This window comes from Microbacterium sp. W4I20, from assembly GCF_030816505.1.
GTDB lineage: Bacteria > Actinomycetota > Actinomycetes > Actinomycetales > Microbacteriaceae > Microbacterium.
Map to the genome: position 1 here is coordinate 3,405,119 of NZ_JAUSYB010000001.1, position 23,577 is coordinate 3,428,695.

The 23,577-nt window shown below is 69.3% G+C and carries 25 protein-coding genes; 17 read left to right on the plus strand and 8 right to left on the minus strand.

The annotated features are described in order from the left end of the window. The first annotated feature begins 22 nt into the window (after positions 1-22). Genes QFZ21_RS16475 through QFZ21_RS16485 form a run of 3 tightly spaced genes read left to right on the plus strand, consistent with a single transcriptional unit; the run spans position 23 to position 4,517 of the window. Positions 23-1,519, plus strand: coding sequence for an amino acid permease (locus tag QFZ21_RS16475; protein WP_307379724.1), 1,497 nt, complete (start codon positions 23-25; stop codon positions 1,517-1,519). A gap of 44 nt (positions 1,520-1,563) precedes the next feature. Then, positions 1,564-2,847, plus strand: coding sequence for a diaminopimelate decarboxylase (gene lysA, locus QFZ21_RS16480; RefSeq protein WP_307379726.1), 1,284 nt, complete (start codon positions 1,564-1,566; stop codon positions 2,845-2,847). A 38-nt stretch (positions 2,848-2,885) separates the two neighbouring features. Continuing rightward, entirely contained in the window at positions 2,886-4,517 is a 1,632-nt protein-coding gene (locus QFZ21_RS16485) for a CocE/NonD family hydrolase (protein WP_307379728.1), read from the plus strand. Here the strand turns inward: QFZ21_RS16485 and QFZ21_RS16490 are convergent, their stop codons facing one another. Next, the gene (locus QFZ21_RS16490; protein ID WP_307379731.1) at positions 4,518-5,360 is read right to left on the minus strand and encodes an ADP/ATP-dependent (S)-NAD(P)H-hydrate dehydratase; all 843 of its coding nucleotides are present in this window, start codon (positions 5,358-5,360) and stop codon (positions 4,518-4,520) included. After that, positions 5,344-6,072, minus strand: coding sequence for a histidine phosphatase family protein (locus QFZ21_RS16495; RefSeq protein ID WP_307379733.1), 729 nt, complete (start codon positions 6,070-6,072; stop codon positions 5,344-5,346). Before QFZ21_RS16495 ends, QFZ21_RS16490 begins: the two co-directional genes overlap by 17 nt. Positions 6,073-6,170: 98 nt before the next feature. Here QFZ21_RS16495 and QFZ21_RS16500 point away from each other — a divergent pair, with 98 nt between their 5' ends. Continuing rightward, positions 6,171-6,671, plus strand: coding sequence for a hypothetical protein (locus QFZ21_RS16500; RefSeq protein WP_307379735.1), 501 nt, complete (start codon positions 6,171-6,173; stop codon positions 6,669-6,671). 9 nt (positions 6,672-6,680) lie between these two features. Here QFZ21_RS16500 and QFZ21_RS16505 read toward each other — a convergent pair whose 3' ends face one another. After that, positions 6,681-7,013: an ATP-dependent DNA ligase gene (locus QFZ21_RS16505; protein ID WP_307379737.1), complete on the minus strand. Its 333-nt coding sequence runs from the start codon at positions 7,011-7,013 to the stop codon at positions 6,681-6,683. A gap of 129 nt (positions 7,014-7,142) precedes the next feature. Continuing rightward, positions 7,143-7,859, minus strand: a complete 717-nt coding sequence (locus QFZ21_RS16510) for a TetR/AcrR family transcriptional regulator (protein WP_307379740.1) — start codon at positions 7,857-7,859, stop codon at positions 7,143-7,145. Between the two features lie 124 nt (positions 7,860-7,983). On the opposite strand from QFZ21_RS16510, the gene QFZ21_RS16515 reads away from it, so the two are divergent. From QFZ21_RS16515 to QFZ21_RS16530, 4 genes are all read left to right on the plus strand, one after another. Further along, positions 7,984-8,310, plus strand: a complete 327-nt coding sequence (locus QFZ21_RS16515; protein WP_307379742.1) for a hypothetical protein — start codon at positions 7,984-7,986, stop codon at positions 8,308-8,310. A gap of 36 nt (positions 8,311-8,346) precedes the next feature. Further along, complete coding sequence (locus QFZ21_RS16520; RefSeq protein WP_307379744.1) at positions 8,347-8,661, plus strand: hypothetical protein; 315 nt, start codon at positions 8,347-8,349, stop codon at positions 8,659-8,661. 64 nt (positions 8,662-8,725) lie between these two features. Beyond that, the gene (locus QFZ21_RS16525; RefSeq protein ID WP_307379746.1) at positions 8,726-10,135 is read left to right on the plus strand and encodes an NAD(P)/FAD-dependent oxidoreductase; all 1,410 of its coding nucleotides are present in this window, start codon (positions 8,726-8,728) and stop codon (positions 10,133-10,135) included. Between the two features lie 2 nt (positions 10,136-10,137). After that, positions 10,138-11,445: an MFS transporter gene (locus QFZ21_RS16530; protein ID WP_307379748.1), complete on the plus strand. Its 1,308-nt coding sequence runs from the start codon at positions 10,138-10,140 to the stop codon at positions 11,443-11,445. Positions 11,446-11,493: 48 nt separating this feature from the next. Here QFZ21_RS16530 and dinB read toward each other — a convergent pair whose 3' ends face one another. After that, positions 11,494-12,690 (minus strand): DNA polymerase IV, encoded by a 1,197-nt coding sequence (gene dinB, locus QFZ21_RS16535; RefSeq protein ID WP_307379749.1) that lies wholly within the window; start codon positions 12,688-12,690, stop codon positions 11,494-11,496. A gap of 151 nt (positions 12,691-12,841) precedes the next feature. On the opposite strand from dinB, the gene QFZ21_RS16540 reads away from it, so the two are divergent. The 6 genes from QFZ21_RS16540 (at position 12,842) to QFZ21_RS16565 (ending at position 18,180) form a co-directional block, all read left to right on the plus strand. Continuing rightward, the gene (locus QFZ21_RS16540) at positions 12,842-14,560 is read left to right on the plus strand and encodes a DHA2 family efflux MFS transporter permease subunit (protein WP_307379752.1); all 1,719 of its coding nucleotides are present in this window, start codon (positions 12,842-12,844) and stop codon (positions 14,558-14,560) included. A gap of 1 nt (position 14,561) precedes the next feature. After that, entirely contained in the window at positions 14,562-15,017 is a 456-nt protein-coding gene (locus tag QFZ21_RS16545) for a MarR family winged helix-turn-helix transcriptional regulator (protein WP_307379754.1), read from the plus strand. A 168-nt stretch (positions 15,018-15,185) separates the two neighbouring features. Then, positions 15,186-15,905: an ABC transporter permease gene (locus tag QFZ21_RS16550; protein ID WP_307379756.1), complete on the plus strand. Its 720-nt coding sequence runs from the start codon at positions 15,186-15,188 to the stop codon at positions 15,903-15,905. Continuing rightward, complete coding sequence (locus QFZ21_RS16555) at positions 15,905-16,675, plus strand: ABC transporter permease (RefSeq protein WP_307379758.1); 771 nt, start codon at positions 15,905-15,907, stop codon at positions 16,673-16,675. The genes QFZ21_RS16550 and QFZ21_RS16555 overlap by 1 nt, the downstream gene beginning before the upstream one ends. Further along, a complete protein-coding gene (locus QFZ21_RS16560; protein WP_307379760.1) occupies positions 16,672-17,628 on the plus strand; it encodes an ABC transporter substrate-binding protein in 957 nt (318 codons plus the stop codon). Before QFZ21_RS16555 ends, QFZ21_RS16560 begins: the two co-directional genes overlap by 4 nt. A 57-nt stretch (positions 17,629-17,685) precedes the next feature. After that, positions 17,686-18,180, plus strand: a complete 495-nt coding sequence (locus QFZ21_RS16565; RefSeq protein WP_307379761.1) for a MarR family winged helix-turn-helix transcriptional regulator — start codon at positions 17,686-17,688, stop codon at positions 18,178-18,180. Here QFZ21_RS16565 and QFZ21_RS16570 read toward each other — a convergent pair. Further along, positions 18,144-19,016, minus strand: coding sequence for a zinc-ribbon domain-containing protein (locus QFZ21_RS16570; RefSeq protein ID WP_307379764.1), 873 nt, complete (start codon positions 19,014-19,016; stop codon positions 18,144-18,146). The genes QFZ21_RS16565 and QFZ21_RS16570 overlap by 37 nt on opposite strands. Before the next feature lie 50 nt (positions 19,017-19,066). On the opposite strand from QFZ21_RS16570, the gene QFZ21_RS16575 reads away from it, so the two are divergent. Both QFZ21_RS16575 and QFZ21_RS16580 read left to right on the plus strand, forming a co-directional pair. After that, positions 19,067-19,702, plus strand: a complete 636-nt coding sequence (locus QFZ21_RS16575) for a DUF1684 domain-containing protein (protein ID WP_307379766.1) — start codon at positions 19,067-19,069, stop codon at positions 19,700-19,702. 175 nt (positions 19,703-19,877) lie between these two features. Beyond that, positions 19,878-20,411 carry a hypothetical protein gene (locus tag QFZ21_RS16580; protein ID WP_307379768.1) on the plus strand — a complete coding sequence of 178 codons (534 nt, stop codon included), beginning with the start codon at positions 19,878-19,880 and terminating at the stop codon, positions 20,409-20,411. Between the two features lie 18 nt (positions 20,412-20,429). On the opposite strand, the gene QFZ21_RS16585 is transcribed toward QFZ21_RS16580, so the two are convergent. Both QFZ21_RS16585 and QFZ21_RS16590 read right to left on the minus strand, forming a co-directional pair. Beyond that, positions 20,430-22,367, minus strand: coding sequence for a glycoside hydrolase family 9 protein (locus QFZ21_RS16585; RefSeq protein WP_307379770.1), 1,938 nt, complete (start codon positions 22,365-22,367; stop codon positions 20,430-20,432). Beyond that, positions 22,364-22,960, minus strand: a complete 597-nt coding sequence (locus QFZ21_RS16590; protein ID WP_307379773.1) for a TetR/AcrR family transcriptional regulator — start codon at positions 22,958-22,960, stop codon at positions 22,364-22,366. Before QFZ21_RS16590 ends, QFZ21_RS16585 begins: the two co-directional genes overlap by 4 nt. A gap of 108 nt (positions 22,961-23,068) precedes the next feature. Between QFZ21_RS16590 and QFZ21_RS16595 the strand changes: the two genes are divergently transcribed. After that, a complete protein-coding gene (locus tag QFZ21_RS16595) occupies positions 23,069-23,539 on the plus strand; it encodes a DUF6069 family protein (RefSeq protein WP_307379775.1) in 471 nt (156 codons plus the stop codon). Positions 23,540-23,577 lie beyond the last annotated feature (38 nt).

The following is a 23,577-nucleotide window of genomic DNA, read 5'->3' on the forward strand; positions in this document are numbered from 1 at the left end:
TGTCGCGAAAAGAGGACAGTCGATGACCATCCACCCCAGTTCGTCTTCTCCCGGGATATCCCTGGGAGCTCAGCTCCTCCGGCGCAAATCCATCGAGACGATGGTCGCGCAGAACGAGGCGGCAGGATCCGGCTCCGGTCTTCGTCGGAGCCTCGGAATGTGGCAGCTGACGATGATCAGCGTCGGAGCGACTCTGGGGACTGGCATCCTCGTGGTCCTCTCCACGGCGGTGCCGATCGCTGGTCCGGCGGTCTGGATCGCCTTCGTGATCGCGGGCATCTGCGCCTTCCTCTCCGCCCTGTCCTACGCCGAGATGGCCGGAAGCGTGCCCGTCTCCGGATCGAGCTACTCGTACACCTACGCGACGATGGGGGAGGGTCTCGCGTGGGTCTGCGGCTGGTGCCTCGTGCTCGAGTACGCCGTGTCGGTCGCCGCGGTCGCCGTCGGTGCCGGCCAGTACGTGAACGATGCGATTCGACAGTTCGGGTTCGTGATCCCCGACGCGTGGGCGCTGCCTCCCGGATCGGGCGGCATCATCAACGTTCCCGCGGCGGTCATCGTCCTGCTGTCGATGGTCCTCCTCGTCCGCGGCGCGAAGGAGACCGCCTGGGTCAACACGGTGATGGTGATCGTCAAGATCGCCCTGCTGGTGTTCTTCATCGCCGTCGCCTTCACCGCTTTCAACGCCGGCAACTTCGAGCCGCTCGCCCCGATGGGCGCCGCCGGGGTCTCTGCCGCAGCATCCCGCCTCTTCTTCTCCTACATCGGATTCGACGCGGCGTCGACCGCGGGGGACGAGGCGAAGAACCCGCGTCGCGACCTTCCGCGGGCGATCATCGCCTCGATGCTGATCGTCACGGTGCTCTACATCCTCGTCGCGGTGACGGCGATCGGAGCCCAGCCGTGGACGGAGTTCAGCAGCTCGGAGGCCTCGCTGCTCACCATCCTCAACACCGTCACCGGGCAGCCGTGGATCGCGCTGGTCTTCGCCGTGGGAGCGGTCATCTCCATCGCCAGCGTCTGCCTCACCGTGCTCTACGGTCAGACCCGCATCCTGTACACCATGGCGGGCGACGGTCTCGTGCCGAAGATCTTCGGACGGGTCTCGCCGCGCACCCGGACCCCGATCGCCAGCACGCTCATCGTCGGCATCGCCGTCGCGATCACCGCGGCGCTCATCCCCCTCGGACAGCTCGCCGACGCCACGAGCATCGGCACGCTGTTCGCCTTCGGCCTCGTGAACATCTCGGTCATCTATCTGCGCCAGAAGCGCAAAGACCTCACGCGCACCTACAAGGTGCCGCTGTATCCCGTCACGCCGATCCTCGGCTTCCTCTTCTGCGCGGCGCTCATCGTCACGCTCGGGGCCACCACCTGGCTCGTGTTCGCCGCATGGATGCTGGTCGGAGCAGTCGTCTACTTCGGATACGGACGGCGCAACTCCGTCCTCGCGCGGCTCAGTCCCGAGGAGTATCTCGGCACCGCGACGGCCGCCGTCTACGCCCGGCGATCGAAGTGACCGGAGACGACCTTCCCCCGCCCGCCCGCACACAGGAACCCATCGTGACGAACACTGCCCCGGTATCCGCCCCTATTGATCTCTCGCTCTACCCCGAGACCGCGACCCTCGACGACGGCGGTCGTCTCACCCTCGGCGGTGTCGCCGTGGCCGACGTCGTCGAGCGCTTCGGCACACCGCTGTACGTGGTCGACGTGGCGTCGCTGCGCATCCAGGCCCGGCGCTACATCGATGCGTTCGCCTCTCGCCACGCACGGTCGACGGTGATGTTCGCGTCGAAGAGCTTCCCGGCGCCCGCGGTCATCCGCGTGCTGGCGGCGGAGGGTTGCGGAGTGGATGTCGCGTCCACGGGTGAACTCGTGATCGCCCGGGCCGCGGGGGCTCAGCCCGGCAGGATGGTCTTTCACGGCAACGCGAAGACCGACGAGGACATCTCCTCGGCGATCGACGCCGGTGTCGGCCACATCGTCATCGACAACCTCGACGACGTCGACCGGATCGCCCGTCTCGCGACGTCGCCCGTGCCAGCGCTTCTCCGCGTGAGTCCTCATATCGCCGCATCGACGCATTCCTCTCTGTCGACCGGGCATGACAGCTCGAAGTTCGGCGTGCCTTCCGGTCAGGTGAACGACGTGATCGCGCGGATCCGCCGGGAGTCCATGATCGACCTCCAGGGCATCCATGCGCATATCGGATCGCAGATCCTCGATCTCGATCAGTTCGAGGCGGAGGTCCGCGCGCTGTCGATGATCGAACGTTTCCCCGTGTACGACTTCGGCGGCGGGCTGGGTATCCGCTACGTCCGGTCCGACGCGGCGCCGTCCGTCGACGACTACGCGGATCGGATGGTCGGCGCCATGCACCGACACCTCGGAGAAGACGTCGACCTCATCGTCGAACCCGGTCGGTCGATGGTGGGTCGCAGCGGCATCACCGCGTATCGGATCTCCACGGTCAAGCGCGGCGTGCGCACCCACGTCGCTGTCGACGGCGGCATGGGCGACAACCTCGAGGTGGCGCTGTACGGTCAGGCATTCGAGCCAGCCGTGCTCGGCAAAGAGGGCCGGGCGACCACGGTCGACGTGGTCGGGCGCTTCTGCGAATCGGGGGACCAGTTGGTGCGGGACGCCCCTCTGGTCGATCCCCATGTCGGAGACATCATCACCGTTCCGGCGACCGGTGCGTACTGCTACACCCTCGCCAACAACTACAACGCCGCGCTCCGGCCGCCCGTGGTGTTCTGCGACGACGGTGCCGCGCGCGTCGTGGTGCGACGCGAGACCTACGACGACCTGCTGCAGAGGGATGTCGATCACGCGCACCGGTGAGGGTCTGCGGCGACCCTCCGTCTGACAGGATGGCCCGCATGACTCTCTCGACCTGGACCATCGCTCGGATCGCCCGGCTCGGGCCCGCCACGGCGCGATCGGTGTCGGTGGAGCGCGACCTGCCCGTGACGATGACCGACGGAACGGTGCTGCTGGCGGATCGCTGGTTCGCGGACGGCGGCGACACCGGCGCTCCCGTCGTCATCGTCCGCACGCCCTACGGCCGCACGCAGACCGACGTCATCGCCCGGCTGCTCGCCGAACGCGGGCACACCGTGGTCGTGCAGAGCTGCCGCGGCACGTTCGGCTCCGGGGGAGAGTTCATCCCGTTCTTCGACGAGGAGCAGGACGGCGCCGACCTCCTGACCTGGCTCGAGGCGCAGTCGTGGGCGACGGGCGAATGGCTGCTCTTCGGGGTGAGCTACCTGGGGCTGACGGCCTGGGCGATGAAGCGGAGGTCTCCGCGCGCGATCGGAGCCATGGCGCTCGCGGTCACCTCGACCGACTTCCGACGCGCGGTGATCTGGCCCTCGGGGCGGTTCGGCCTGAGCAACGGGATCTCCTGGCGCTACGGCCTGCGCCACCAGGAGCTGACCGGCATCCATCTCCGACGGGCGCAGCTGCTCGAGACCCGGACCATCCGTGCGGCGACGCGCGACGGTTACGCGCAGGATGCCGACATCCGGGCCTTCGGGGAGCCCGATCAGCCCTACCGGAGTTGGCTCGCACACGACGACCGCGACCCGTGGTGGGACCGGATCGACTTCGACGGCGAGGGGGATTCGGTGCCGCCGCTGCTGCAGGTCGCGGGCTGGTACGACCTGTTCCTCGATGCGCAGGTCGACGACTACATCCGCATCCGCGACGCAGGTCGGCCGGTGCGGCTCGTGATCGGGCCGTGGGTGCACGGCTCCCTGGGCCTGTTCACGAATGCCCTGCGGGAGACAGTCGAACTATTCACCGGCGCCCGCGACCGATCCGACGCCCGCATCTGGTTCGGCGGGGTGCGGCGGTGGGTGAACATGCCCGCGTACCCTCCGCGGAATGCACCGACTCGCTGGTCGCTGGGTGCCGACGGCAGCCTGACGCAGTCGGGCTCCGAGATGCCCGAGGGCGCGGCCGGCGAACGAGAACTGCCGGATGACGGCTCCCCGGCGCCGGCCGTCGGAGGCCGGACGCTCTTCCGCGCGGATGCCGGTCGCAAGGACCAGCGCGCACGTGAGAAGCGGCCTGACGTGCTGACGTACACGACGGCGCCGATCGAGCACGACATCGCGATCGCCGGATGGCCGACCGCGCAGCTCGCGGTTGCGGGCTCGGACGGACGGCCGTGGTTCGTCCGGCTCTGCGACGTCAGCCCTACGGGTGGGTCGAGCAACGTCTGCGACGGCACCGTGCCGGCATCCGACGATCGCGATCTCCGCGACGAGGAGTCCGGCGAGCGGCGAACCGTCGACATCCGCCTCTCGCCCACGGCGCACGTCTTCCGCCGCGGACACCGGATCCGGCTGCAGGTCTCGAACGACGCATCGCCCACCTACGCGCGCGTGGACGCCGCGGCGAGACCGCGCCTCGTGTTCTCCGACACCGACGGAGCGTCGGGTGTGGACATGCCGCTGGTCGCGCTGCGGCGCGGACGCCGCCCGTCGCCGACGGCGGGGCCTCGCTGATCAGGAACCGGCGTCGAGGACCGCGGCGGGGAGTTCGCCGGCGAGCTCGCGGGCGAGGAAGCCCAGACCCATCCGCTCGGTGAGACGGTCGCCCGCGCGGCCGTGGCACCAGGCTCCCCAGACGGCGGCGCGCTCCGGGGAGAGTCCGCGAGCCGCGAGGCCGGTGATCGCCCCCGCCAGGACGTCTCCGGAGCCGGCCGTTCCGAGCCCGGGGCCGCCCTCGTCGAGCATCCACACCTCTCCCGACGGCGAGGCCACGGCGGAGTAGCAGTGGATCACGGCGTGAAGTTCCCGCGCCAGACGAGGCAGGTCGGTGAACAGGTCGTCGACCGCTCTGCCCAGGAGGATCGCCGCCTCGTCGAGGTTGGCGTTGATGACCAGAGACTCCGGCAGATCCGAGCGGCGCACATCTCGGAAGACGCCGACGGCGAAGGCGTCGACCACGAGACATCCCGTGTCGGGGCCGGACACACGCTCCAACCACTCCCGCGTCGTTGCGGGGTCGTCGAGCCCGGGCCCGACGAGGACAGCGTCAGAGCTCTTCACGGCATCGTTCCACACGGCGTCAGCGGGCTGCCCCGGTTCGGGCGATTCGTAGACGCCGGCCTCTGGAAAGGCGATCCGGACCACATCGGCGATCGCCCCGTCGCAGGTCACGCCCACTCGTCCTGCGCCCACGCGCAGCGCCGCCTCGCCGGCCAGCACCACGGCGCCCGCCGACAGACGCGAGCCGCCGATGATCATCGCCTCGCCGCGGGACTTCTTCGATTCGCCCGGGTCGGGCAGCCCCCACTCGCGCAGCAGGGTGGGAGTGACCTTCTGCGGCTCACGCGGGCTGGACATCGGGGCTCCCCGGGTGCACGGTGATGTCGGCGCCGAGCTCTGCGAGATGGCGGACGTCGGAGAAGTCGACGAGCTGCCATCGCCCCTCCTCGACGCGTAGTCGCGTCACGGACGCATTGAGGACGGTGTTCGACGCGGCGAACTTCATCAGGTGGGGCTCGTCCATCCCGGTCAGCAGGGAGATCAGCAGCATGACGACCGCGTCGTGGGCCACGACCAGTCCCACGCGCGCATCGGCATCCGCTGTGTCGTGGAGGAACGACCGCAGGCGCAGGGCGACGTCCGCCCAGGACTCGCCCCCGGGCGGCCGGTGATAGTACTTGCCCAGCCGTGCGCGTCGGGCTGCCTCCTCGGGATGCCGCGCCGCGACGCCCCGCCACGTCAGGAGGTCGAGGATGCCGAGCTCCCTGTCTCGCAGCCTCTCGTCGGTGAGGACCTGATCGATGGCGGGGCCGTTCTCGACGCTCAACGCGAACGTCTGCTGAGCCCGGAGGTACGGGGAGAGCCACGCTATCTGCGGTCTCTCGGTCGCTGCGAGAAGCGGGGCTGCGAGTGCTCGCGCCTGTGCGATCCCGGTCGCGGACAGGGGTACGTCGGCATCCCGGTCGGCGAGCTCGATCGCCTCGGCGCCCGCCACCTCGGCTCCGGTGGCGGCGAGGTTCCCGACGCTCTCTCCATGCCGGACCAGCCACAGCTCCTCCAACGACCCCATACGGACATCCCTTCCGTCGACGTCCCGAGGATGCCATGACGACCGCGGCGGCTGCACGGGGTTGACCGGGCACCCGTCGGTGTGGGTAGCCTGCACCGATGAACACTCGTGATCGTGTCCGCATCCTCGTTCCGGCCGGAGTCCTCGTGCTGGCGTGCGTCGTCACCGGGTGCGCCCCGGACGCAGGCGCCGGACCCGAGGGATCCCCGGGACCTGCGGCATCCGACTCTCCGACGTCGGAGGCGCCGCCCTCAGCGGCAGAGGATTTCGCCTACCCCGAAACGGACGACCCCACGCAGGCCGGAATCGCACTGAAGTATGACGGCGACGACCCGTCGGGCGAGATCATCGCGGGACCGGCGGTGCTGGTGGCGGATCGACCGTTCTCGGTCGAAGGGCAGTGCGAGGGCGACGATGTCGGGTTCGAGGTCATGACGGCCGACGGCGAGAAGCGCGTGATCGCCGACGGTGCCTTCGACTGTGCGAGTCCGCCGGCCGGCGAGTACACCTACCAGCTGCCGTACGCGGGACCGATCCAGGTGAACCTGACCGACACGGAGGGCGTCGACCGCGCCTGGGTGCGAGTCGTGCAGCCCTGACGGACCCTTCTACGTGGGCACCTCGACGCGGCCGGCTGCCTTCTGTTCGGCGGGCTCCGGCACGAGGTAGAGGCCGCTCGGGGCGTTCGCGGTGAAGGCGAGAGCCTCGATCCACTCCCGGTTGATCGCCGGCTGACGACTGCCGCTGTACTTGAAGACCAGGGAGCTGCGGGCGTGGACCCACACGGTCGTGCGTCCGCCGCCGATGCTGGGATCCTCACGCCAGGTGAAGTTGAACGGCTCGCCGCGGCGGAGTTTCGCCGTGATGACCAGCTGAAGGTGGGTCAGCGCGCGATCTTCGATCTCGGTCTTGACGTTGCCCTCGTAGATGAATCGCCCCATTGTGCGTGTTGACTCCCGATCTGCGACTTACAGCGTATGCCTGCTCTTGTTTACACCGTAAGTCGGCGATCTGCAAACGGGCGGGAAACCCAGGGGAGAGACGCGTCGGGCAGGGACGCAGCGCGGGGCTTACTGCGAGAGCTCGGCGCCCAGCCGATCGAGCAGGCTCTCCAGCGACGCCTCGAACTCCTCATCGCTGCGGTCCTCGCTCAGCAGGGGTCGCAGGCGCACGATCTGCGCGTCGTCGTCGACCTCGGCCTCGCCGTCGCTCTCCGGCACATCGGCGCCGCCCTCATCGAGCGGCTCTTCGAGCGGACTGATCTCGGCCCCTCGCACAGCGGACTCCAGCAGCAGCTGGCCGAGGAGGAAGCTGCTGAACGATCGGTAGGTGTCCACGGCCTGCTGATCCGAGAAGCCGTGCCCGATGAGGGTGTCGAGGAACAGCTCGACCAGCTCCACGCTGCGCAGCGGAGGACGGAGCCAGGGGGCCGCGGGGTGACGGGTGGCCACCAGGGGGAACGCCCGGGGGTGATCGATCGCGATCTGCCGCACGCGATGCGCGACCGTCTGCAGGAAGCCCTGCCAGTGGTCCGCGATCTCGTCGTCGAAGGTGGCGGTCAGGTCGCCCATCAGGAGTGTGGTGACGCCCTCGAGCAGATCCTCCCTGCCGTGGACGTAGCGGTAGAGCGACATCGCCTCGACGCCGAGCTCTTGTGCCAGCGATCGCATCGACAGGGTCTGCGCGCCGACCGCGTCGATCTGCCCGAGGGCCGTCCGGACGATCAGGTCGCGGCTCAGTCGGCCGGCCGCCGAGTCACGCTGCTTGTCCTGCGAACGTTCCGGCATGCGCCCACGCTACTCGCATGCGGAGCAAACGCCACTCGCCTGACGCGAGGTGGGGAAGCTAGCAGCCTCGTGTCACCCGGGCAAGGGGCGATCGGATCCGGACGTGATGCCGTAGAAATGCATCATGCAGTTGATCACGTATGGCGGGGACGAGTTCGTCACGGGGGATGAGATCGCCAGTGCGCTCCTCGCCTACGGGCGCGCGCTGGGAGACGATGAGCGAGCGGAGATCGTCGAGATACCGATCCGGGAGAACGACGGCTCGGTCGTCACCGCGAAGTTCCTCATCGGCCCTGCGAGCCAGATCGTCTCCCGGACCGTCAGTGACCAGGGGGCCGAGCTCGAGGACGCGGAGCTGGTGGCCCGGCTGAAGGATCTCACCCGCAGCGTCGAATCTCCGGCGAGCGGATCGCTCGAGATGCCGGCCGACCCCGGCTACGAGCTCGACTAGCGCGGCAGCGGCTCACCGACGACTATCTTCTTATCCATGGGCACCATTCTCTACGGCGGCGCGAGTGACCCGATCCACATCGAGGACCGCGCGCTGGCACATCTCAAAGTCGTGATCGCCACCAAACTGCGACGCAATGAGAGCTTCACGCTCTCGTGGCGGCACCCGGAAGACGAGGCAGCAGGTCGCTCGACGATCTGGTTGCACCCCTCCATCCCGCTGCGGTTCACGTTCGACGAGCCGGAGACCCCGCAGCTCAACGTGAAGTGGATCGAGGAGCTCATGCAATCGGCGAACTCGACCGGCGGCATCTCCCTCGTCGACGAGGTTCTCGAGAACCCCGACGCGTAGGTCGCCGCGTACGTCGTAGTCGCCGGCCCGGACACGTGTCCGGGATCACCCCGCAGGAGGCAGCATGTCCGAGTTCCGCGAGCACTACGACGTCGCCGTGATCGGCGCCGGCCCCGCCGGCACGGCCGCGGCCCTGCGAGCATCCGAGTTGGGTGCGCAGGTCGTGGTGCTGGAGGCCGGCCGCACCGGTGGGACCTGCGTGAACACGGGCTGTGTGCCCACCCGCGTGCTGGCGAAGACCGCCCGCCTCATCCGTGAGTCGCGCCATGCCGACGACTACGGCGTCTCGGTCGGGACGCCGACGATCGACTGGGCCACGACCGTCGAGCGTGTCCACGAACGTGTCGACCGGGTGCGTTCCCTCAAGCGCGAGGCAGAGCGGTTCGCCGAGGCCGGCATCGACCTGATCCACGAGGGGCGCGCGCGCTTCGTCGACGATCACACGCTCGTGCTCGACAGTGGGCGGCGCATCACCGCCGGTTCCATCCTGATCTGCGTCGGCGGTCACTCGAGACGACTGCCGATCCCGGGTGCCGAGCTGGCCACCGTTCCCGAGGACGTGCTGTCGCTGCCGACGCTGCCCCGCCGGGTCGGGGTGATCGGCGCGGGCAACACGGGTGCGCAACTCGTCACGGTGTTCGCGTCGTTCGGCTCCGAGGTGACCCTCCTCGACGTCGCGCCCCGGGTGCTGATGGCATCGGATGCTGCGATCGCCGCAACCGTCGAGAGCGCGTTCGCGCACCAGGGCATCGACGTGCACACGGGCATCGAGACGGTGACGAGCCTGGAACGCACGGAGGACGGCGCCCTCCGACTCGACTGGCGGGAGGCGGGGGAGACACGCACCTCGACGTTCGACGCCGTGATCATGGCGACCGGCTGGCCGGCCGACGTGGAAGATCTCGGCCTCGAGAACGCCGGCATCGTGACCGAGCGCTCGGCGATCCCCGCAGACCGGTACTTCCGCACGGTGGTGCCGCACATCTTCGCGGTCGGCGATGCGAACGGACGCGACATGCTCGTGCAGGCCGCCCAGTTCGAGGGCGAGGCCGCCGCCGAGAACGCCGTCCTCGGCGCCAACCGCCGCACACCACACCACCTGCTGCCCGCCGGCGGATTCACCGACCCCGACTACGCCGGCGTCGGACTCACCGAGGAGCAGGCGCGAGAGCGCGACACCGACTGCGTCGTCGTCTCCGTTCCCTACGCCAGCCTCGAGCGCGCCGTGATCGACGACCGCGAGATCGGATTCCTCAAGCTCATCGCCGACCGGCGGCGCGAGCTCATCCTCGGTGCCCACGCGGTCGGCGAGAACGCCATCGAGGTCATCCAGTCGGTCACCACCGCCATGGCCGCCGGCGTCGACGTGTCGACTCTCGCGGGAGTCCGATTCGCGTACCCCACCTACAGCGCGATCATCGGCATCGCGGCGCGCGCGGTGCTCTCCGAGTCGAGTCCGGCTCGGGCTCAGTAGTGGTGGCCGCACCACCGGAATCCGCCGCTCGGTACATCCTCCGCTCGAGGCTGCTCCGTGGCGCCTTCATCAGCCTGGTCATCTCGGGGATCGGCATCTCCATCACCGTCCCGCAGATCACCCTGTTCCTCGTGCAGGAGCTGCACCTGACCGAGGCTCAGGCCGGCCTGTACTTCCTGACCAACCTCCTGGCCCCGATCGCCGGGTACGCAGTGGGCTCCCTCTCGGATCGTGCCGGCTCGCGGCTGCTCGTCTTCCGGCTCTCAGCGATCGCCGGGTTCATCGGGTGGGTGCTGATGGCGTTCGCGATGCAGGCCTGGATGCCGTTCGCCATCAACATGCTGCTCCTCAGCACGGCGGGCGCCGGCGCCGCCCAGCTGCAGGCGGCGGTGCGCGACGAGCTGAACCGCTCACCTACCCCTGCCGACAACGAGGTCGTCGCCATCATCCGCATGGCGATGGCGCTGGGATGGATCGTCGGACCGGTGCTCGGCGCCGTCCTCGGCGCGGTGCTGGGGCTGCGGCCACTGCTCCTCGTCACCGGCATCAGCGTGCTGCTGTCCCTCGTTCCGCTGATCGGGGTGCGGACCCCGCCCGTGACCCGGGAGAAGTCGACGGCGCTGCGCGCACCGGCGCCGTCCGAGGCGCAGGGAACGGCATCGGATGCCGCCGTCGTGCTGCCCCCGATGTCGGCCCGGCCTGAAGGCCGACGCAACCGCGAAGGCTCGCTCCTGCCGCTCCTCGTCTTCACCGGGATCTACGTCCTCATCATGTGCGGCGAGACGGTGAAGCTCGCGTACCTGCCGCTGTACATGGACGGGGAGCTCGACGTTGACGACGGCGTCCGTGGTGCGGTGATCGGCCTGCAGCCGCTCGTCGAGCTGCTGCTGATGCCGCTGGCGGCGAAGCTCGCGAGCCGGTTCGGCTTCGCCCGCGTCCTGACGGTCGGTGCGCTGATGGCCGTCGCGGCCCATCTGTCGTACTCCGCGGCGGGGGCTGTGGTCCCGCACCTCGTGCCGCTCGTCGTGGGTCAGCTGCTGATGGCCGGCGTCATCGCCACGTTCGGCGTGCTCGGCATCACGGTGGCGCAGCGGCTGGTACCGACGCGGGTGGGGATGGCCTCGAGCCTCTTCCTCAGCGCCTATGCGATCAACGCGGCGGTCGGAGGTTTCGCGGGGAGTGTCGGATCGACCTGGCTGGGTCTTCCGCAGCTGTTCTGGATCCCCGCGGCCAGCGCGACGGTCGGGGTCATCGCGCTCGTGGTGCTGAACGCCCGCGTGCCGCTCGACCCGGTGCAGCGCCGCGTCTGACGACCGGCGGTCGGGCCGGCGGCGCGCGCCCGCGCACGCGCGGCGAGCTCACTCGTGCTCCGGCAGCACCGGTGTCGACCAGCCGGGATCGCGGCCGAGCTGCGTGGCGCGGCCCACCGACGAGGATCCGAAGCGATCGCGCACGGCGTCGAGTACCGTGTCGAGCCCCTGGCCCTCGTCCCAGTCGATCGGGAGCTCGGGCGGGATGTTCTCGGCGCGATCGAGCTGCGACAGCGAGATGCCGAGGAGAGTGATGCCGCGCTCCGTGATCTCGGGCAGAGCGGCCGTGAGCAGCAGACGTGCGACGGTGAGGAGGATGGACGTGCGATCGGTCGGGACGCCGACGGTGCGCGACCGGGTGGCCTTCGCAAAGTCGCCGAAGCGGAGGCGCAGCACCACCGTGCGGCAGACGCGGTCTCCGTCGCGGAGGCGACTGCCGAGCCGGTCGATGATCTGCGTGAGGATGAGATCGAGTTCCCCGGCCGAGCGCGGTCGGCTGCCGAGAGCGCGTTGGGAGCCGATCGACCGACGGCGCCGGGTCGTGTCGACCGGTCGCGGGTCGCGCAGCCGCGCGAGTGCGTGCACGTGCGCGCCGGTCGCCTTGCCCAGCATCCGTTCGGCGGTGGCGGCTTCGAGCTCGGCCAGCTGGCCGACGGTGTGGACGCCGTGGCGGTGCAGCTTCTCGGCTGTGACGGCGCCGACGCCCCACAGGCGCTCGACCGGCAGCGGCAGCAGGAACTCCTCCTCCCGGTCGGGTTCCACCACCAGCAGGCCGTCGGGCTTGCTGACGGCGCTGGCGACCTTGGCGAGGAACTTGGTGCGTGCGACGCCGACCGAGATGGCGAGGCCGACCTCCGCGCGCACCCGCTCCCGCAGTCGGACGGCGACCTGCTCGGGCGTGCCGACGATGCGCCGCAGCCCGCCGACCTCGAGGAACGCCTCGTCGATCGACAGACCCTCCACCAGGGGAGTGGTGTCGCGGAAGACGGCGAACACGTCGCGGCTCGCCTGCGAGTAGGCATCCATCCGCGGCGGGACGACGACGGCATCCGGGCACAGCTGCAGAGCCTGTCGCCCGCCCATCGCGGTGCGCACGCCGCGGGCCTTCGCCTCGTAGCTGGCTGCCAGCACCACTCCGCCGCCGACGATGACGGGCCGACCGCGCAGGGCGGGCGCGTCGCGCTGCTCGACCGAGGCGTAGAACGCGTCGAGATCGGCGTGGAGCACGGTGGCCTCGTCCCGCATCCGATCTCCTGTCGACGTGCATATCGTCGCACGCACCAGGGACATCGAGACCCGGGCGCCATCGATGGTTGCTTCAGGTCGATAGTTGCGGTTTGGCAACTACAGGCGTATAGTTGACTCTTATCAACTTTCTACACAGGAGCCATCCACTGTGACTAACCACTCATCTTCCGCTGCGGCGGAGACCGTGCGCTCTCCGCGCGAGGTCTTCACCGCGATCTCCGGTCTCGTCGTCGGCATGTTCGTCGCCGTGCTCTCGGGAACCGTGGTGTCGACCTCGATGCCGGTCATCATCGCCGACCTCGGCGGCACCCAGTCCCAGTACACCTGGGTCATCACCGCGAGCCTGCTGGCCACCGCGGTCTCCACCCCCATCTGGGGCAAGCTCGCCGACCTGGTCGACCGCAAGATCCTCGTCCAGGTCTCGCTCATCATCTTCACCGTCGGCACCGTGATCGCCGGGTTCTCGACCGACACCAACATGCTGATCGCCGTCCGCGTGATCCAGGGCATCGGCGTCGGCGGCCTGATGTCGCTCGTCATGATCGCCGTCGCCCTCATCATCTCGCCGCGCGAGCGCGGTAAGTACATGGGCGTCGTCGGCGGCATCATGGCCCTCGGCACCATCGGCGGCCCGCTTCTCGGCGGTCTCCTCACCGACGTCTGGGGCTGGCGCTCCAACTTCTTCGTCGGCGTGCCGTTCGCCATCCTCGCCCTCGTGCTGCTGCAGTTCACGCTGCACCTGCCGAAGCCGCAGCGTGACACCAAGGTGTCGATCGACTACTTCGGCATCGTCCTGCTCGCCGTCGGCGTCTCGACCCTGCTCATCTGGGTGTCGATGGGCGGCAGCCAGTTCGACTGGGATTCCTCGACGAGCATCATGCTCGCCGTGACCGCCGGTGTCGCGATCGCCGCGTTCATCACGGTCGAGTTCTTCGTCAAGGAACCCATCGTGCCGATGTCGCTGTTCCGCAACCGCACCTTCACGCTCTCGGTCATCGCGTCCATCGCCATCGGCGTCTCGATGTTCGCCACCTCGGTGTTCCTCGCACAGTACTTCCAGCTCGCCCGTGGCGCCACGCCCACCGAGTCCGGCCTGATGACCATCCCGATGATCATCGGACAGATGGGCGCCTCCATCATCATCGGTCAGCTCGTGAGCCGCTTCGGCAAGTGGAAGGGCTGGATGCTGACGGGCTCGGTCCTGACGACGGTCGGCGTCAGCCTGATGGCGACGCTCCGCTACGACACCCCGTTCCCGCTCGTGGCCGCCTACATGGTCGTCCTCGGCGCCGGTCTCGGCATGGTCATGCAGAACCTCACGCTCATCGTGCAGAACGACACGGCCCCGCAGCAGCTGGGTGCGGCCTCGTCGAACGTCAACTTCTTCCGCACGATCGCCGGCACCATCGGCGTGACCGTCATGGGCTCACTGCTGTCGACCAGCGTCGCCGGCTACATCACCGACAGCCTCGACGGCTTCGTGCCGACGACGCCCGCCGAGGTCGACGCGCTGAAGCACCTCGCTTCCGGCGATGTCCCGAAGGTCGGCCAGCTCCCCGACACGATCCGCGCGATCGTCGAGGGCGCATACGGCCACGGCATCGGCGACGCGTTCATCATCGCCATCCCGCTCGCCGTGATCGCGGTCATCGCTATCGCGTTCATCCGCAACAAGCCGCTGTCGACCAAGAACGCGGCCGAGCAGCTGCGCGAGCAGGCCGAGGAATCGGTCCTCGAGGTCTCCGAGGCCGAGGTGGGCGCGACGATGTCGACCGGAGCGATCCGGATCTCCGGCCTCGAGTCGGCGAAGCCCGCGACGGGTTCGGTCACCGTGCTGGAGCGCGAGGACCGGGACTCGAAGGCCTGAGATGATCACCTCGGAAGCCGCGACGTCTTCGGACGTGGACGCAGCCCTCGGCGACCTGCAGACGCATCTGAACCTCATCTTCGCGAGGACTCGGACGCTCTGGAAGGAGTCGGCGGCGCGGATCGACCCGGAGCTGCAGGTGGGCGGGTACAAGCTGCTCACGTTCATCGACCGGGCAGGGACCGCGAACGCGCATGAGCTCGCCGGGCTCTTCGAGATGGACAAGTCCGTCATCAGCCGCCAGGTGCGGATGCTGGAGGAGCTGGGCCTGATCGAGTCGAGGCCGGACGAGCGCGACGGGCGGCTGCGGGTGCTGACAGCGACCCCGTCGGCCCGGTCCGTGCTCGCCGAGCTGCGTCGCGACCACGCCACGCGTCTGCGCACCGTGGTGGCGGAGCTCACGCAGGACGAGATCCACGCGGCATCCAAGGTCTTCAAACTGCTCTCGGAGATCTGAACGAAGACGAGTCGGCGCCCGGACGGTGCCGACCGAGGCCCCACTGTCCGTATGACGGTGGGGCCTCGTCCGTGACGTGCCGGTTTGTCGAACAGCCTTTTCTGTGGTTCAGTCGAAGGACTTTCCCGCTTCATTCGACTAGGCAAGACCGCACAGAACGGTACCTCGGTGAACTGGATCGCCTCCAACCTCGGATTGATCTTCGATCTCACGATCAATCACATCCGTCTGGCGATCCTTCCCATCATCCTCGGCTTCCTGATCGCGGTGCCGCTGGGCTGGGTGGCCAGCCGCAATCGCACCGCCAGGACCTTCATCATCACCGCGGGCAGCCTGCTGTACACGATCCCGTCCCTGCCGCTGTTCGTCATGCTGCCGGTCATCCTCGGCACCCGGATCCTGGATGACACCAACCTGGTCGTCGCGCTCTCGATCTACGCGGTCGCGATCATGCTGCGCTCCGCGACGGACGCATTCGGATCCGTCGATCGGTCCATCATCGAATCCGCGAAGGCGATCGGCTTCTCCCACGGCGGACGGTTCTGGCGCGTCGAGTTCCCTCTCGCGGGTCCCGTGCTGCTCGCCGGACTCCGCGTGGTCTCGGTGTCGACCATCGCACTCGTCTCGGTGGGCGTGATCATCGGTTCCGAGAACCTCGGCTACCTGTTCCAGAACGGCAAGCAGCGCGGCATCCTCGAAGAGGTCGTCGTCGGGATCGTCATGAGCCTGCTCATCGCTCTGGTCTTCGACCTGATCCTGGTGCTGCTCGGGCGCATCCTGATGCCGTGGAGCAGGGCCGCCGATGTGCGTGTACCTCGCGGCGCCGGCGGCATCACCGACGCCGAGAGCGCCCGCCCGCTCGTGTCGCCCCCGGGACAGGGGGTCTGATGGACTTCCTGATCAAGGCCATCGCGTGGATCGTCGATCCCGCCAACTGGGTGCCTGGCTCGCAGAGTCCGCTGCCCATCGGAGACCGGCTCGTCGAGCATCTCGTCTACTCGGGCGTCTCGGTCGTGATCGCGATGCTCATCGCCCTGCCGCTCGGCTTCTTCATCGGGCACACCGGGCGCGGGCGCCAGTTCGTGATCGGCTTCACCGGTGCCATGCGCGCTCTGCCGACGCTCGGGCTGCTCTTCTTCCTCACCATGGTGCTGCGATCGGGCCTCAGTACCACTCCCGCCGTTCTCGTCGGCTCGATCACGGCTTTCGTCCTGCTGGCGATTCCCTCGCTGCTCGCGGGGGCCTACGCCGGGTTGGAGAGCGTCAGTCGCGAAGCGATCGACGCGGCACGGTCGATCGGGATGACGGAGCTGCAGATCCTGTTCAGGGTCGAGATCCCCCTGGGCCTGTCCGTCATCATCGGCGGCATCCGGTCCGCCGTACTGCAGGTCATCGCGACGGTGACGATCGCCTCGTACGTCGGACTCGGCGGCCTCGGACGCATCATCTCGGCCGGCATCGGCCTCAACGACTACACCATGATCCTCGGCGGCGCGCTGCTGGTGACCGTCCTCGCGCTCAGCGTCGACGGCCTGCTCGCGCTCCTCCAGCGTCTCACCCGAACGCCCGGGCAGTCATCCCGACCGCTCCGGCGTTCACAGCGGAACCGTTCGGATGCCGCGATGGCTCCGAACGTCGATGAAAGGACACCCGCATGACCTCTCGAGCCCGCAAGAACTGGTTGGCCGCCTGCGTGCTGGCCGTCACCGCCACGGTCGCACTCGCCGGATGCGCGACCACCGACCCGACCGCTCCCGCCGGGTCATCGGACGGGGACTCGGCGAAGGGGGATGCCGTCGTCGTGGGTTCCTTCGCCTACCCGGAGAGCGAGATCCTCGGCGAGATCTACGCGCAGGCGCTCGAGGCCGAGGGCTTCGATGTGTCGACCAAGTTCAACATCGGGCCGCGCCAGCAGACGATCCCGGCCCTCCAGGACGGTTCGATCAACCTCATCCCGGAGTACAACGGCAACCTCCTGGCCTACTACGACACCGAGTACACCGAGCGCACGACGGAGGATGTCGACGCAGCGCTGCCGGATGCCGTGGCGGCCGACGACCTGCAGGTGCTCGACTCGGCTGCGGCCGAGGACAAGGACGCCTACGTCGTCACGAAGAAGACCGCCGAGGACAACGATCTGACCGAGATCGGCGACCTGAAGGCGCTGGAGCCGTTCTCGCTGGCCTCGAACCCGCAGTTCGGTGAACTCGGCTACGGCATCCCCGGTTTGCGTGACGTCTACGGCGTCGGGGTGGAGCCGGGGCAGGTCACCTTCGTGCCATACGAGGACTTCGGTGGCCCCGACACCGTGCAGGCACTCGTCGACGGCACCGTTCAGGTCGCCGACATCTACACGACCTCTCCGGCTCTCACGGCCGAGGACCTCGTCGTGCTCGAGGACCCGGAGAACATGATCTCGGCGCAGAACATCATCCCGCTGCTCTCGAAGGACATCTACTCCGACAAGCTCGCAGAGGTGCTCAACGCCATCTCGGCGAAGCTCACCACGGACGACCTGATCGAGCTTCGCGACCGCGTCGAGGGCGACGAGAAGGCTTCGGCTGCCACGGCAGCGGGAGAGTGGCTGTCCGCCGCGGGTCTCGTCAAGTAGCGGCCCCAGAGCCCCGCCGTCGGATCGACGGCGGGGCTTCGCCGTATCATGGCGACCATGAGTGCCTCTTCCGACGAACCCGCCGGATCCGGCGCACCCGCCGATGTCACGGAGGGTGCGGCAGACGGTGATCTCGATCAGGCGATCTCCCGCGTCGAGCATGAGCTCGGCCGGCTCTTCGCCCGCATCCGGGTGAGCTGGCGCGAAGCCGCGACGACCGTGCACCCCGATCTGCAGCCTCTCGGGTACCAGGTGCTCACGTCGATCGCGACGGGTGCGGCGACCTCGGCCGGTGCGATCATCGAGCGCCTGCAGACCGACAAGTCGGCCGTGAGTCGACAGGTGCGTCAGCTCGAGGAGCTCGGGCTGGTGGAGAGCGTCCGCGATGCGGACGATCGCCGGGCGCGCGTCCTCGTCGCCACCGATCTGGCACAGGAACGCGTCGCCCTCGCGCGCTCTCGCTACGAGGCCCGCCTCGGGGAGCGACTGCGACGCTGGTCGGCCGAAGACCTCGATCACTTCGCGGAGCTGCTGGCCGAGTTCGGCGACTGACCGGTGTCGCGCAGGTAGGCGTCGACAATCAGGGCTCCGCGGATGTCGCGGAGCCGGTCGACGATCCGCCCCACTCCCTTCGCGCTCACCGCGGAGAGCTGGAGGTCGTACGGTCCGATCGGCTCGAGCGCGCCCATCCGCACGCGGACGACCTCCCACCCCGCAGCGCGCAGGGCACGGTCCTTCCGCCGGTCGGTCTCCTCCCGTTTGCCGACGTGCTCGAGTCCGTGCCTTCCGACCGTGTCGTACTCGATCGCGATGCGGAGTTCCGGGAGAAGGATGTCGGGCCAGACCTCGGTGTGCCGGAAGAACGGTCGCACCACCTTCACCGCATTGAGGCCGCCGGTGAAGTCCAGGCGTTCCGTCAGTGCTGCGCGCAGCCGCTCCTCCGCCGCCGACGCGGGCTTGGGCGCGCACGCGCTGTGGAACGCCGTCCCTTTCGGCAGATCCGGCGTCTTCGTGCATAGGGCCGGTGCCGGCTTCCGCGGCCGGGCGGGGATCGCCCGCGCCTCGCCCAGCACGACCGGCTGCGGCCGGGCGAGGGTCGAGCACTCCGGACACCACGCCGAGCGCCGGCGCACGCGTCCCGGCCGCTCCCGCTGCTCGGTCGGCGTCGCGGCGAACCGATGACCGACCGCGCACTCCCAGCACAGCAGCACATCGGCGGCCAGCGGCACCTGCGACAGCGAGATCCCGTTGTTGAGCTCGGGGTGGTACTGGCGGATGAGCTCCGGATAGGAGGCCCAGGCGGTGCGGAACTCACCGACCGCGTAGGGCACGGTCGTGCCGCGCGAGAACTGCCGTCTCGCCCACCACTGCTGCACCGGTTCCGCCACACGGTGAAGATAACGGCCTGCGCGGACATTGCCGCCCCTAGCCTGGAACCATGACGACCACGAACGCACGCACCGCCGCGGAGGTCGTCGACTGGCGCCGTCGCGTCTTCGCCCTGTACGACGCGGTCCGGCGGGCCGATTCGCCCGAGGAGGCGCACGAGCTCTGGCGCATCGAGCGTGACGAGCTGATGCTGCACCACCCGGCGACCCCGCTGCTGCCCGAGGATCGGGTGATGTTCGAGGGGCTCCCCATCGCCTCTTACGACCCGCAGTGGCGCTTCGAGCTGCCGATCGTCCCCGCCGACCCCGGCGGCTTCGACTTCGCCACCGGAACCGACGGCGTCGTGCCGTTCGAGCGGATCGGGAAGGTCGAGATCCCCGACACCGGGTCCCTCGACGTCTGGCGCCTGACGACCTACGGCGGCGGGCTGTTCATCCCGGTGCGCGATGCGCTCGCCGGACGCCCGGGCGGCACGTACGGCGGCGGCCGGTATCTGATCGACACGATCAAGGGTGCCGACCTCGGATCGGATGCCGCGCAAGGCACGATCGTGCTCGATTTCAACTTCGCCTACAACCCCTCGTGCGCGTACGACCCGGCGTGGGCATGTCCGCTCGCGCAGCCCGGCAATGTGCTCGGGGTGGCGGTCCCGGTGGGGGAGACATACGCGGGCGGCACGACCTGACAGTCCCGGACCTGCAGGTTTGCGCTGCGGCTGACGCAGGAGAGACACGCAGGGCCGCTCAGCGCGGGGTCATAGCGAGACCTGCCAGTCTCAGGGGGCTGGACGAGCGCGTCCCGGGTGCCCGGGCGTCCTGCTTTTCGACGTCGAGGGGAGAACGCGTGCAGGAGTTGGCTTCGTGAAGGGCGCAGACCCCGATCCTGGCATCGAGGACGTGACGGAGTTCTTCGAGGAGCTGGTGACACCGCGGAAGCGCCTGCCCGGTGCGGACCGGCTGGCCGCCCTCACCGCGCTGCTGACGTCTCCCGTACTCCGCACCGTCGCACTCGTGCAGTGGGCGACGGATCGGAAGACCGGCCTCGCGGCCCTCGCGGCCCAGCACGGCCACGACCGCGCAGAGCGCCAGGCGTCCGACGCGGGCGCGGTCCTCCTCGGTGCCGTGCCCCCGAAGGATCTCGCCCGGCTGGAGGCCGCGCTCCTCACCTGCGAGCGGGCGGCCGCCCGCGCGTCGGTCGAGAGTGAGGCGGCGACCGCGCTCGCAGCATCCGCCTGGTTGTCCTGGATGCTGGGTCGACCGGACGACGCCCGGCAGCATGTCGAGCGGGCGTCGTCTCTCGGCGGCGCGAACACGTTCGTCCTCCTGATCAGAGGCATCGTGGGCGCGGGGCTGACGCCCCGGTGGTCGCAGCAGCGCGGCGACGCACGGAGCTGACTCACCGCGTACGGCGGCTCACGGCGTCGTCGACGCGGGCAGCGCTGCGGTGAGCGCGAACGCGAGGAGCGCGGTCGAGGTGAAGTCGAGGGAGGGCTCGACGGTCTGCCACGCTCCGACGTCGTCGAGATACCGGGAACCCTGGCCGTCGAAGACCGTGAAGGGGACCCCGTCGGCGCCGTCGGCCTCGCACGGTCGCATGGTCTCGAACCGGTTCAGGTCGTCGAGCTTGTCGGCCGCGTTCGGGCCGTTGACCACCGCGCCGAGCAGTTCCTCGTCGGTCTCGGTGAGGTTCGCGACCTGGTGCTCGGGGCAGCGGGGATAGGTCGTTCCGGCACCGATCATGAACGTGGTGCCCCAGGCGTTCGCGCCGAGCACCCATCCTCGCTGGGTGGTCGCGAAGTCCCGATACGAGGCGTCGCCGGATGCCGTCTCATAGAGCGCGGCGGTCGTGATGAGCCCGAACGTGAACGGGACGGCGTCGAAGTCGAGGGTGCTGGCACCCGCCCCGAAGGGATCGCTCGCGGCGTGAGCGACGCCCGCGTCGAGCTGACGTCGCAGATCGCCGAGCAGCGCGGGCGTCGTCGGGTCGTCGAGGGCGATCAGATCGGCGTGCGCGAGCGCGCTGACATCGGCGACACCGAGCGTGCCGGTCGCGTCCGACTCGATGTATCGCGCCGCCCACTCGGCCGCATCCTCCTGCCAGGCCGCGGCGCGGGGGTCGCCGAGGGCGGTTGCGGCTGTCGCGAGCTCGACGGCGGCGAACTCGAGGTCGTCCTGCCAGGAGGATTCCGGATAGAACTCGGCCGGAATCGCGGTCGCCAGGGCCGGCCCCTCTGCGGGGGACGTGTCGGTCTGTGCGTAGATCGCGGACGCGGTGCGCAGGCGGGCCTCCGCTCGCGCGACGTCGCCGCGTGCGGCGGCGCGCTGTGCATCCAGGGCGAATGCGGCGGAGACCCTGCCGGCGACCGACGGCGGGAGGGCTTCGCCCGGTGCGTTCGCGACGAAGACCGGACGATGCGCGATCGTGTGGTCCGGGTCTCCGGGCTTGGCGTCGGAGAGGTCGTCGTCCTCGGGCAGCCGCCAGACGTCGTGATCGCTTCTCACACTGTCGTTCCCGTTCCCGATGCCGACCTGCAGGAAGAGCGTCCGCGTCCGCTCGTCCCACATCCTGTCCAGCCAGTCCATACCGAAGTCCGCCTCGGCATCGAGTGCCGGATCGCCCTCGCCGCGCAGAGCCAGTAGCAGCTGCGACGTCGCGTAGGCGCTCGTGCCGGTGAACTTGAGGAAGTCGCCTGCGTCGAACCAGCCGCCGCTGACGTCGACGGGATCGAGGCCCGCGGGGGTGAGCCGATCGTCGACGAGAGTCTCGCCGCCGTCGGCATAGTTCGGGGCGAGGTAGACCGTGGCCTCTCGGTCGAGCAGGTGCGAGGGCTTGCGGTCGAGCACCGCAGGGATGACATCGGCTCCGTCGCGCTGAGCCTGGAAGAACTGCAGGTTCAGATCCGCCAGGGGATGCAGGAGGTCGGCCGTGGATGCCACCGTGAACGCGGTCGTCACGGCGTCGTGCCCCGCGCTGGAGACCTCGAGCGAATAGCGACCGGCTGCGTCGACGCTGCTCAGGTCGATCTCGCGCACCGCCTCGAAGGTGTCGCTCCATGGTCCGGCATCCGCACCGAGCTCACCCGATTCAACCACCGCACCGTCGTCGTCTCGTACCTCGAACCGGGCGTCGTCCAGGTCGTCTGCAGCTCCCATCACGAACGCGCGCTTGGTCTCGCCGAGGCCGTAGCCGACCTGATCGACGCGGATCACGGGAGCGACGTCGCCTGTTCGCGAGTTCGCGTCACCCGTGTCGGGCAGGGGAGTGGCGGTGCACCCGGCGAGGACCGAGACCGCGAGCACTGCGGAGAGGGCGATGCCCCGTGAGCGAATGCCGGCGCCGGCCCGCCTCATGACGACGCCGCATGCAGCGCGGGGATGACCACGAGGTCCACGAGTTCGGTGACGGCCGCACGTTCCAGGGCGCGCTGGCGGAGCGTGACGCTGCCGAACGCGGCCGTGGGCACGATGCCGGCGATGAGGCGCACGGGGGCGTCCGGCGACACGACGCCGCGTTCGATCCAGCGCTCGATCACGGCGATGAGCGCGGCGACCGGTGGCTCGCCGATCGCGCGGTACGCGACCTCGCGCAGTTCGGGGTCGCGCCCGAGGTGGCTCAGCAGGCTCGCCAGCACCCGGCCCGCGCGCTCGTCGGCGCCCGCGAAGTGCATGGCCACCGCGAGCAGGTCCTCGCGCAGATCCCCGGTGTCCGGCAACTCGGACGTGACGTGCAGGTCACCCACGGCGGCGACGACCAGGTCGACCTTCGTGGCCCAGCGGCGGTAGATCGCGGACTTGCCGCACTGGGCGCGGGCGGCGACGGCGGCGATGGTCGTTCCCGGGTAGCCCTCTTCGACGAGGAGATCCTGGGTCGCGGAGAGGATGCTGCGCTCGACCTCGGGGTCGCGCGGTCGGCCCGTCGTCCTCGGTGCCTGATCGATCGTCACGAGAAGTCATTGTACATTCCGGGACTGCTTGGTACCGTATCGCATAACGGTACCGATCGGAACCGTAAAGGATCTCCGGGCTGGCCCGGGGCGAGACGGGGAGTTCTCATGACCACCACCGCAGCTGACGTCCACACTGGGCGGCCTTCCCGGGCGCGCACGATCGTCATCCTGTCTGTCGCCGCGCTCGCCGCAATCGTCGGCAACGCACTCATCGCCGCTCTTGCCGGGGTGCTGGGTGCACCGGCCGGTTACGGGCCACTCACCCTCCCGGCGTACGGGCTCTTCAGCATCCTGGGCGTGGGCGTGGGTTGGCTCGGGTGGCGGCTCGTCCACCGCCGCGCCCGTGACCCGCGCCGTGTACTCGCGGTGCTCGTTCCGGTGGTGGCCCTGGTCTCGTTCGTGCCGGACGTGCTGCTTCTGCTCCTGCGGTTCATCCCCGGCACGACGGACGTCGGCGTGTATGCCTTGATGCTCATGCACGTCGTCGTCATCGCGATCGCCGTGCCCGCGTATGCGCTCGCGTCGCGCGATTCGCGCCGGGAGCGGATCGATGCGCCCTCCGAACCGCGGGGGTAACGTCCGCTCGGCCGGATGGCAACCCCCTCGTCAGCTGA

What these genes read in the sequence shown, in the direction of transcription:
- QFZ21_RS16490 (WP_307379731.1), bottom strand. Translation starts at nt 5,360, where the DNA reads ATGTCCAGCCCGCGTGAGCCGCAGAAGGTCACTCCCACCCTGCTGCGC.
- QFZ21_RS16485 (WP_307379728.1), top strand. Translation starts at nt 2,886, where the DNA reads ATGACTCTCTCGACCTGGACCATCGCTCGGATCGCCCGGCTCGGGCCC.
- QFZ21_RS16515 (WP_307379742.1), top strand. Translation starts at nt 7,984, where the DNA reads ATGCAGTTGATCACGTATGGCGGGGACGAGTTCGTCACGGGGGATGAG.
- QFZ21_RS16500 (WP_307379735.1), top strand. Translation starts at nt 6,171, where the DNA reads ATGAACACTCGTGATCGTGTCCGCATCCTCGTTCCGGCCGGAGTCCTC.
- QFZ21_RS16575 (WP_307379766.1), top strand. Translation starts at nt 19,067, where the DNA reads ATGACGACCACGAACGCACGCACCGCCGCGGAGGTCGTCGACTGGCGC.
- QFZ21_RS16595 (WP_307379775.1), top strand. Translation starts at nt 23,069, where the DNA reads ATGACCACCACCGCAGCTGACGTCCACACTGGGCGGCCTTCCCGGGCG.
- QFZ21_RS16505 (WP_307379737.1), bottom strand. Translation starts at nt 7,013, where the DNA reads ATGGGGCGATTCATCTACGAGGGCAACGTCAAGACCGAGATCGAAGAT.
- dinB (WP_307379749.1), bottom strand. Translation starts at nt 12,690, where the DNA reads ATGCGGGACGAGGCCACCGTGCTCCACGCCGATCTCGACGCGTTCTAC.
- QFZ21_RS16560 (WP_307379760.1), top strand. Translation starts at nt 16,672, where the DNA reads ATGACCTCTCGAGCCCGCAAGAACTGGTTGGCCGCCTGCGTGCTGGCC.
- QFZ21_RS16495 (WP_307379733.1), bottom strand. Translation starts at nt 6,072, where the DNA reads ATGGGGTCGTTGGAGGAGCTGTGGCTGGTCCGGCATGGAGAGAGCGTC.
- QFZ21_RS16545 (WP_307379754.1), top strand. Translation starts at nt 14,562, where the DNA reads ATGATCACCTCGGAAGCCGCGACGTCTTCGGACGTGGACGCAGCCCTC.
- QFZ21_RS16525 (WP_307379746.1), top strand. Translation starts at nt 8,726, where the DNA reads ATGTCCGAGTTCCGCGAGCACTACGACGTCGCCGTGATCGGCGCCGGC.
- QFZ21_RS16510 (WP_307379740.1), bottom strand. Translation starts at nt 7,859, where the DNA reads ATGCCGGAACGTTCGCAGGACAAGCAGCGTGACTCGGCGGCCGGCCGA.
- QFZ21_RS16585 (WP_307379770.1), bottom strand. Translation starts at nt 22,367, where the DNA reads ATGAGGCGGGCCGGCGCCGGCATTCGCTCACGGGGCATCGCCCTCTCC.
- QFZ21_RS16555 (WP_307379758.1), top strand. Translation starts at nt 15,905, where the DNA reads ATGGACTTCCTGATCAAGGCCATCGCGTGGATCGTCGATCCCGCCAAC.
- QFZ21_RS16565 (WP_307379761.1), top strand. Translation starts at nt 17,686, where the DNA reads ATGAGTGCCTCTTCCGACGAACCCGCCGGATCCGGCGCACCCGCCGAT.
- QFZ21_RS16520 (WP_307379744.1), top strand. Translation starts at nt 8,347, where the DNA reads ATGGGCACCATTCTCTACGGCGGCGCGAGTGACCCGATCCACATCGAG.
- QFZ21_RS16475 (WP_307379724.1), top strand. Translation starts at nt 23, where the DNA reads ATGACCATCCACCCCAGTTCGTCTTCTCCCGGGATATCCCTGGGAGCT.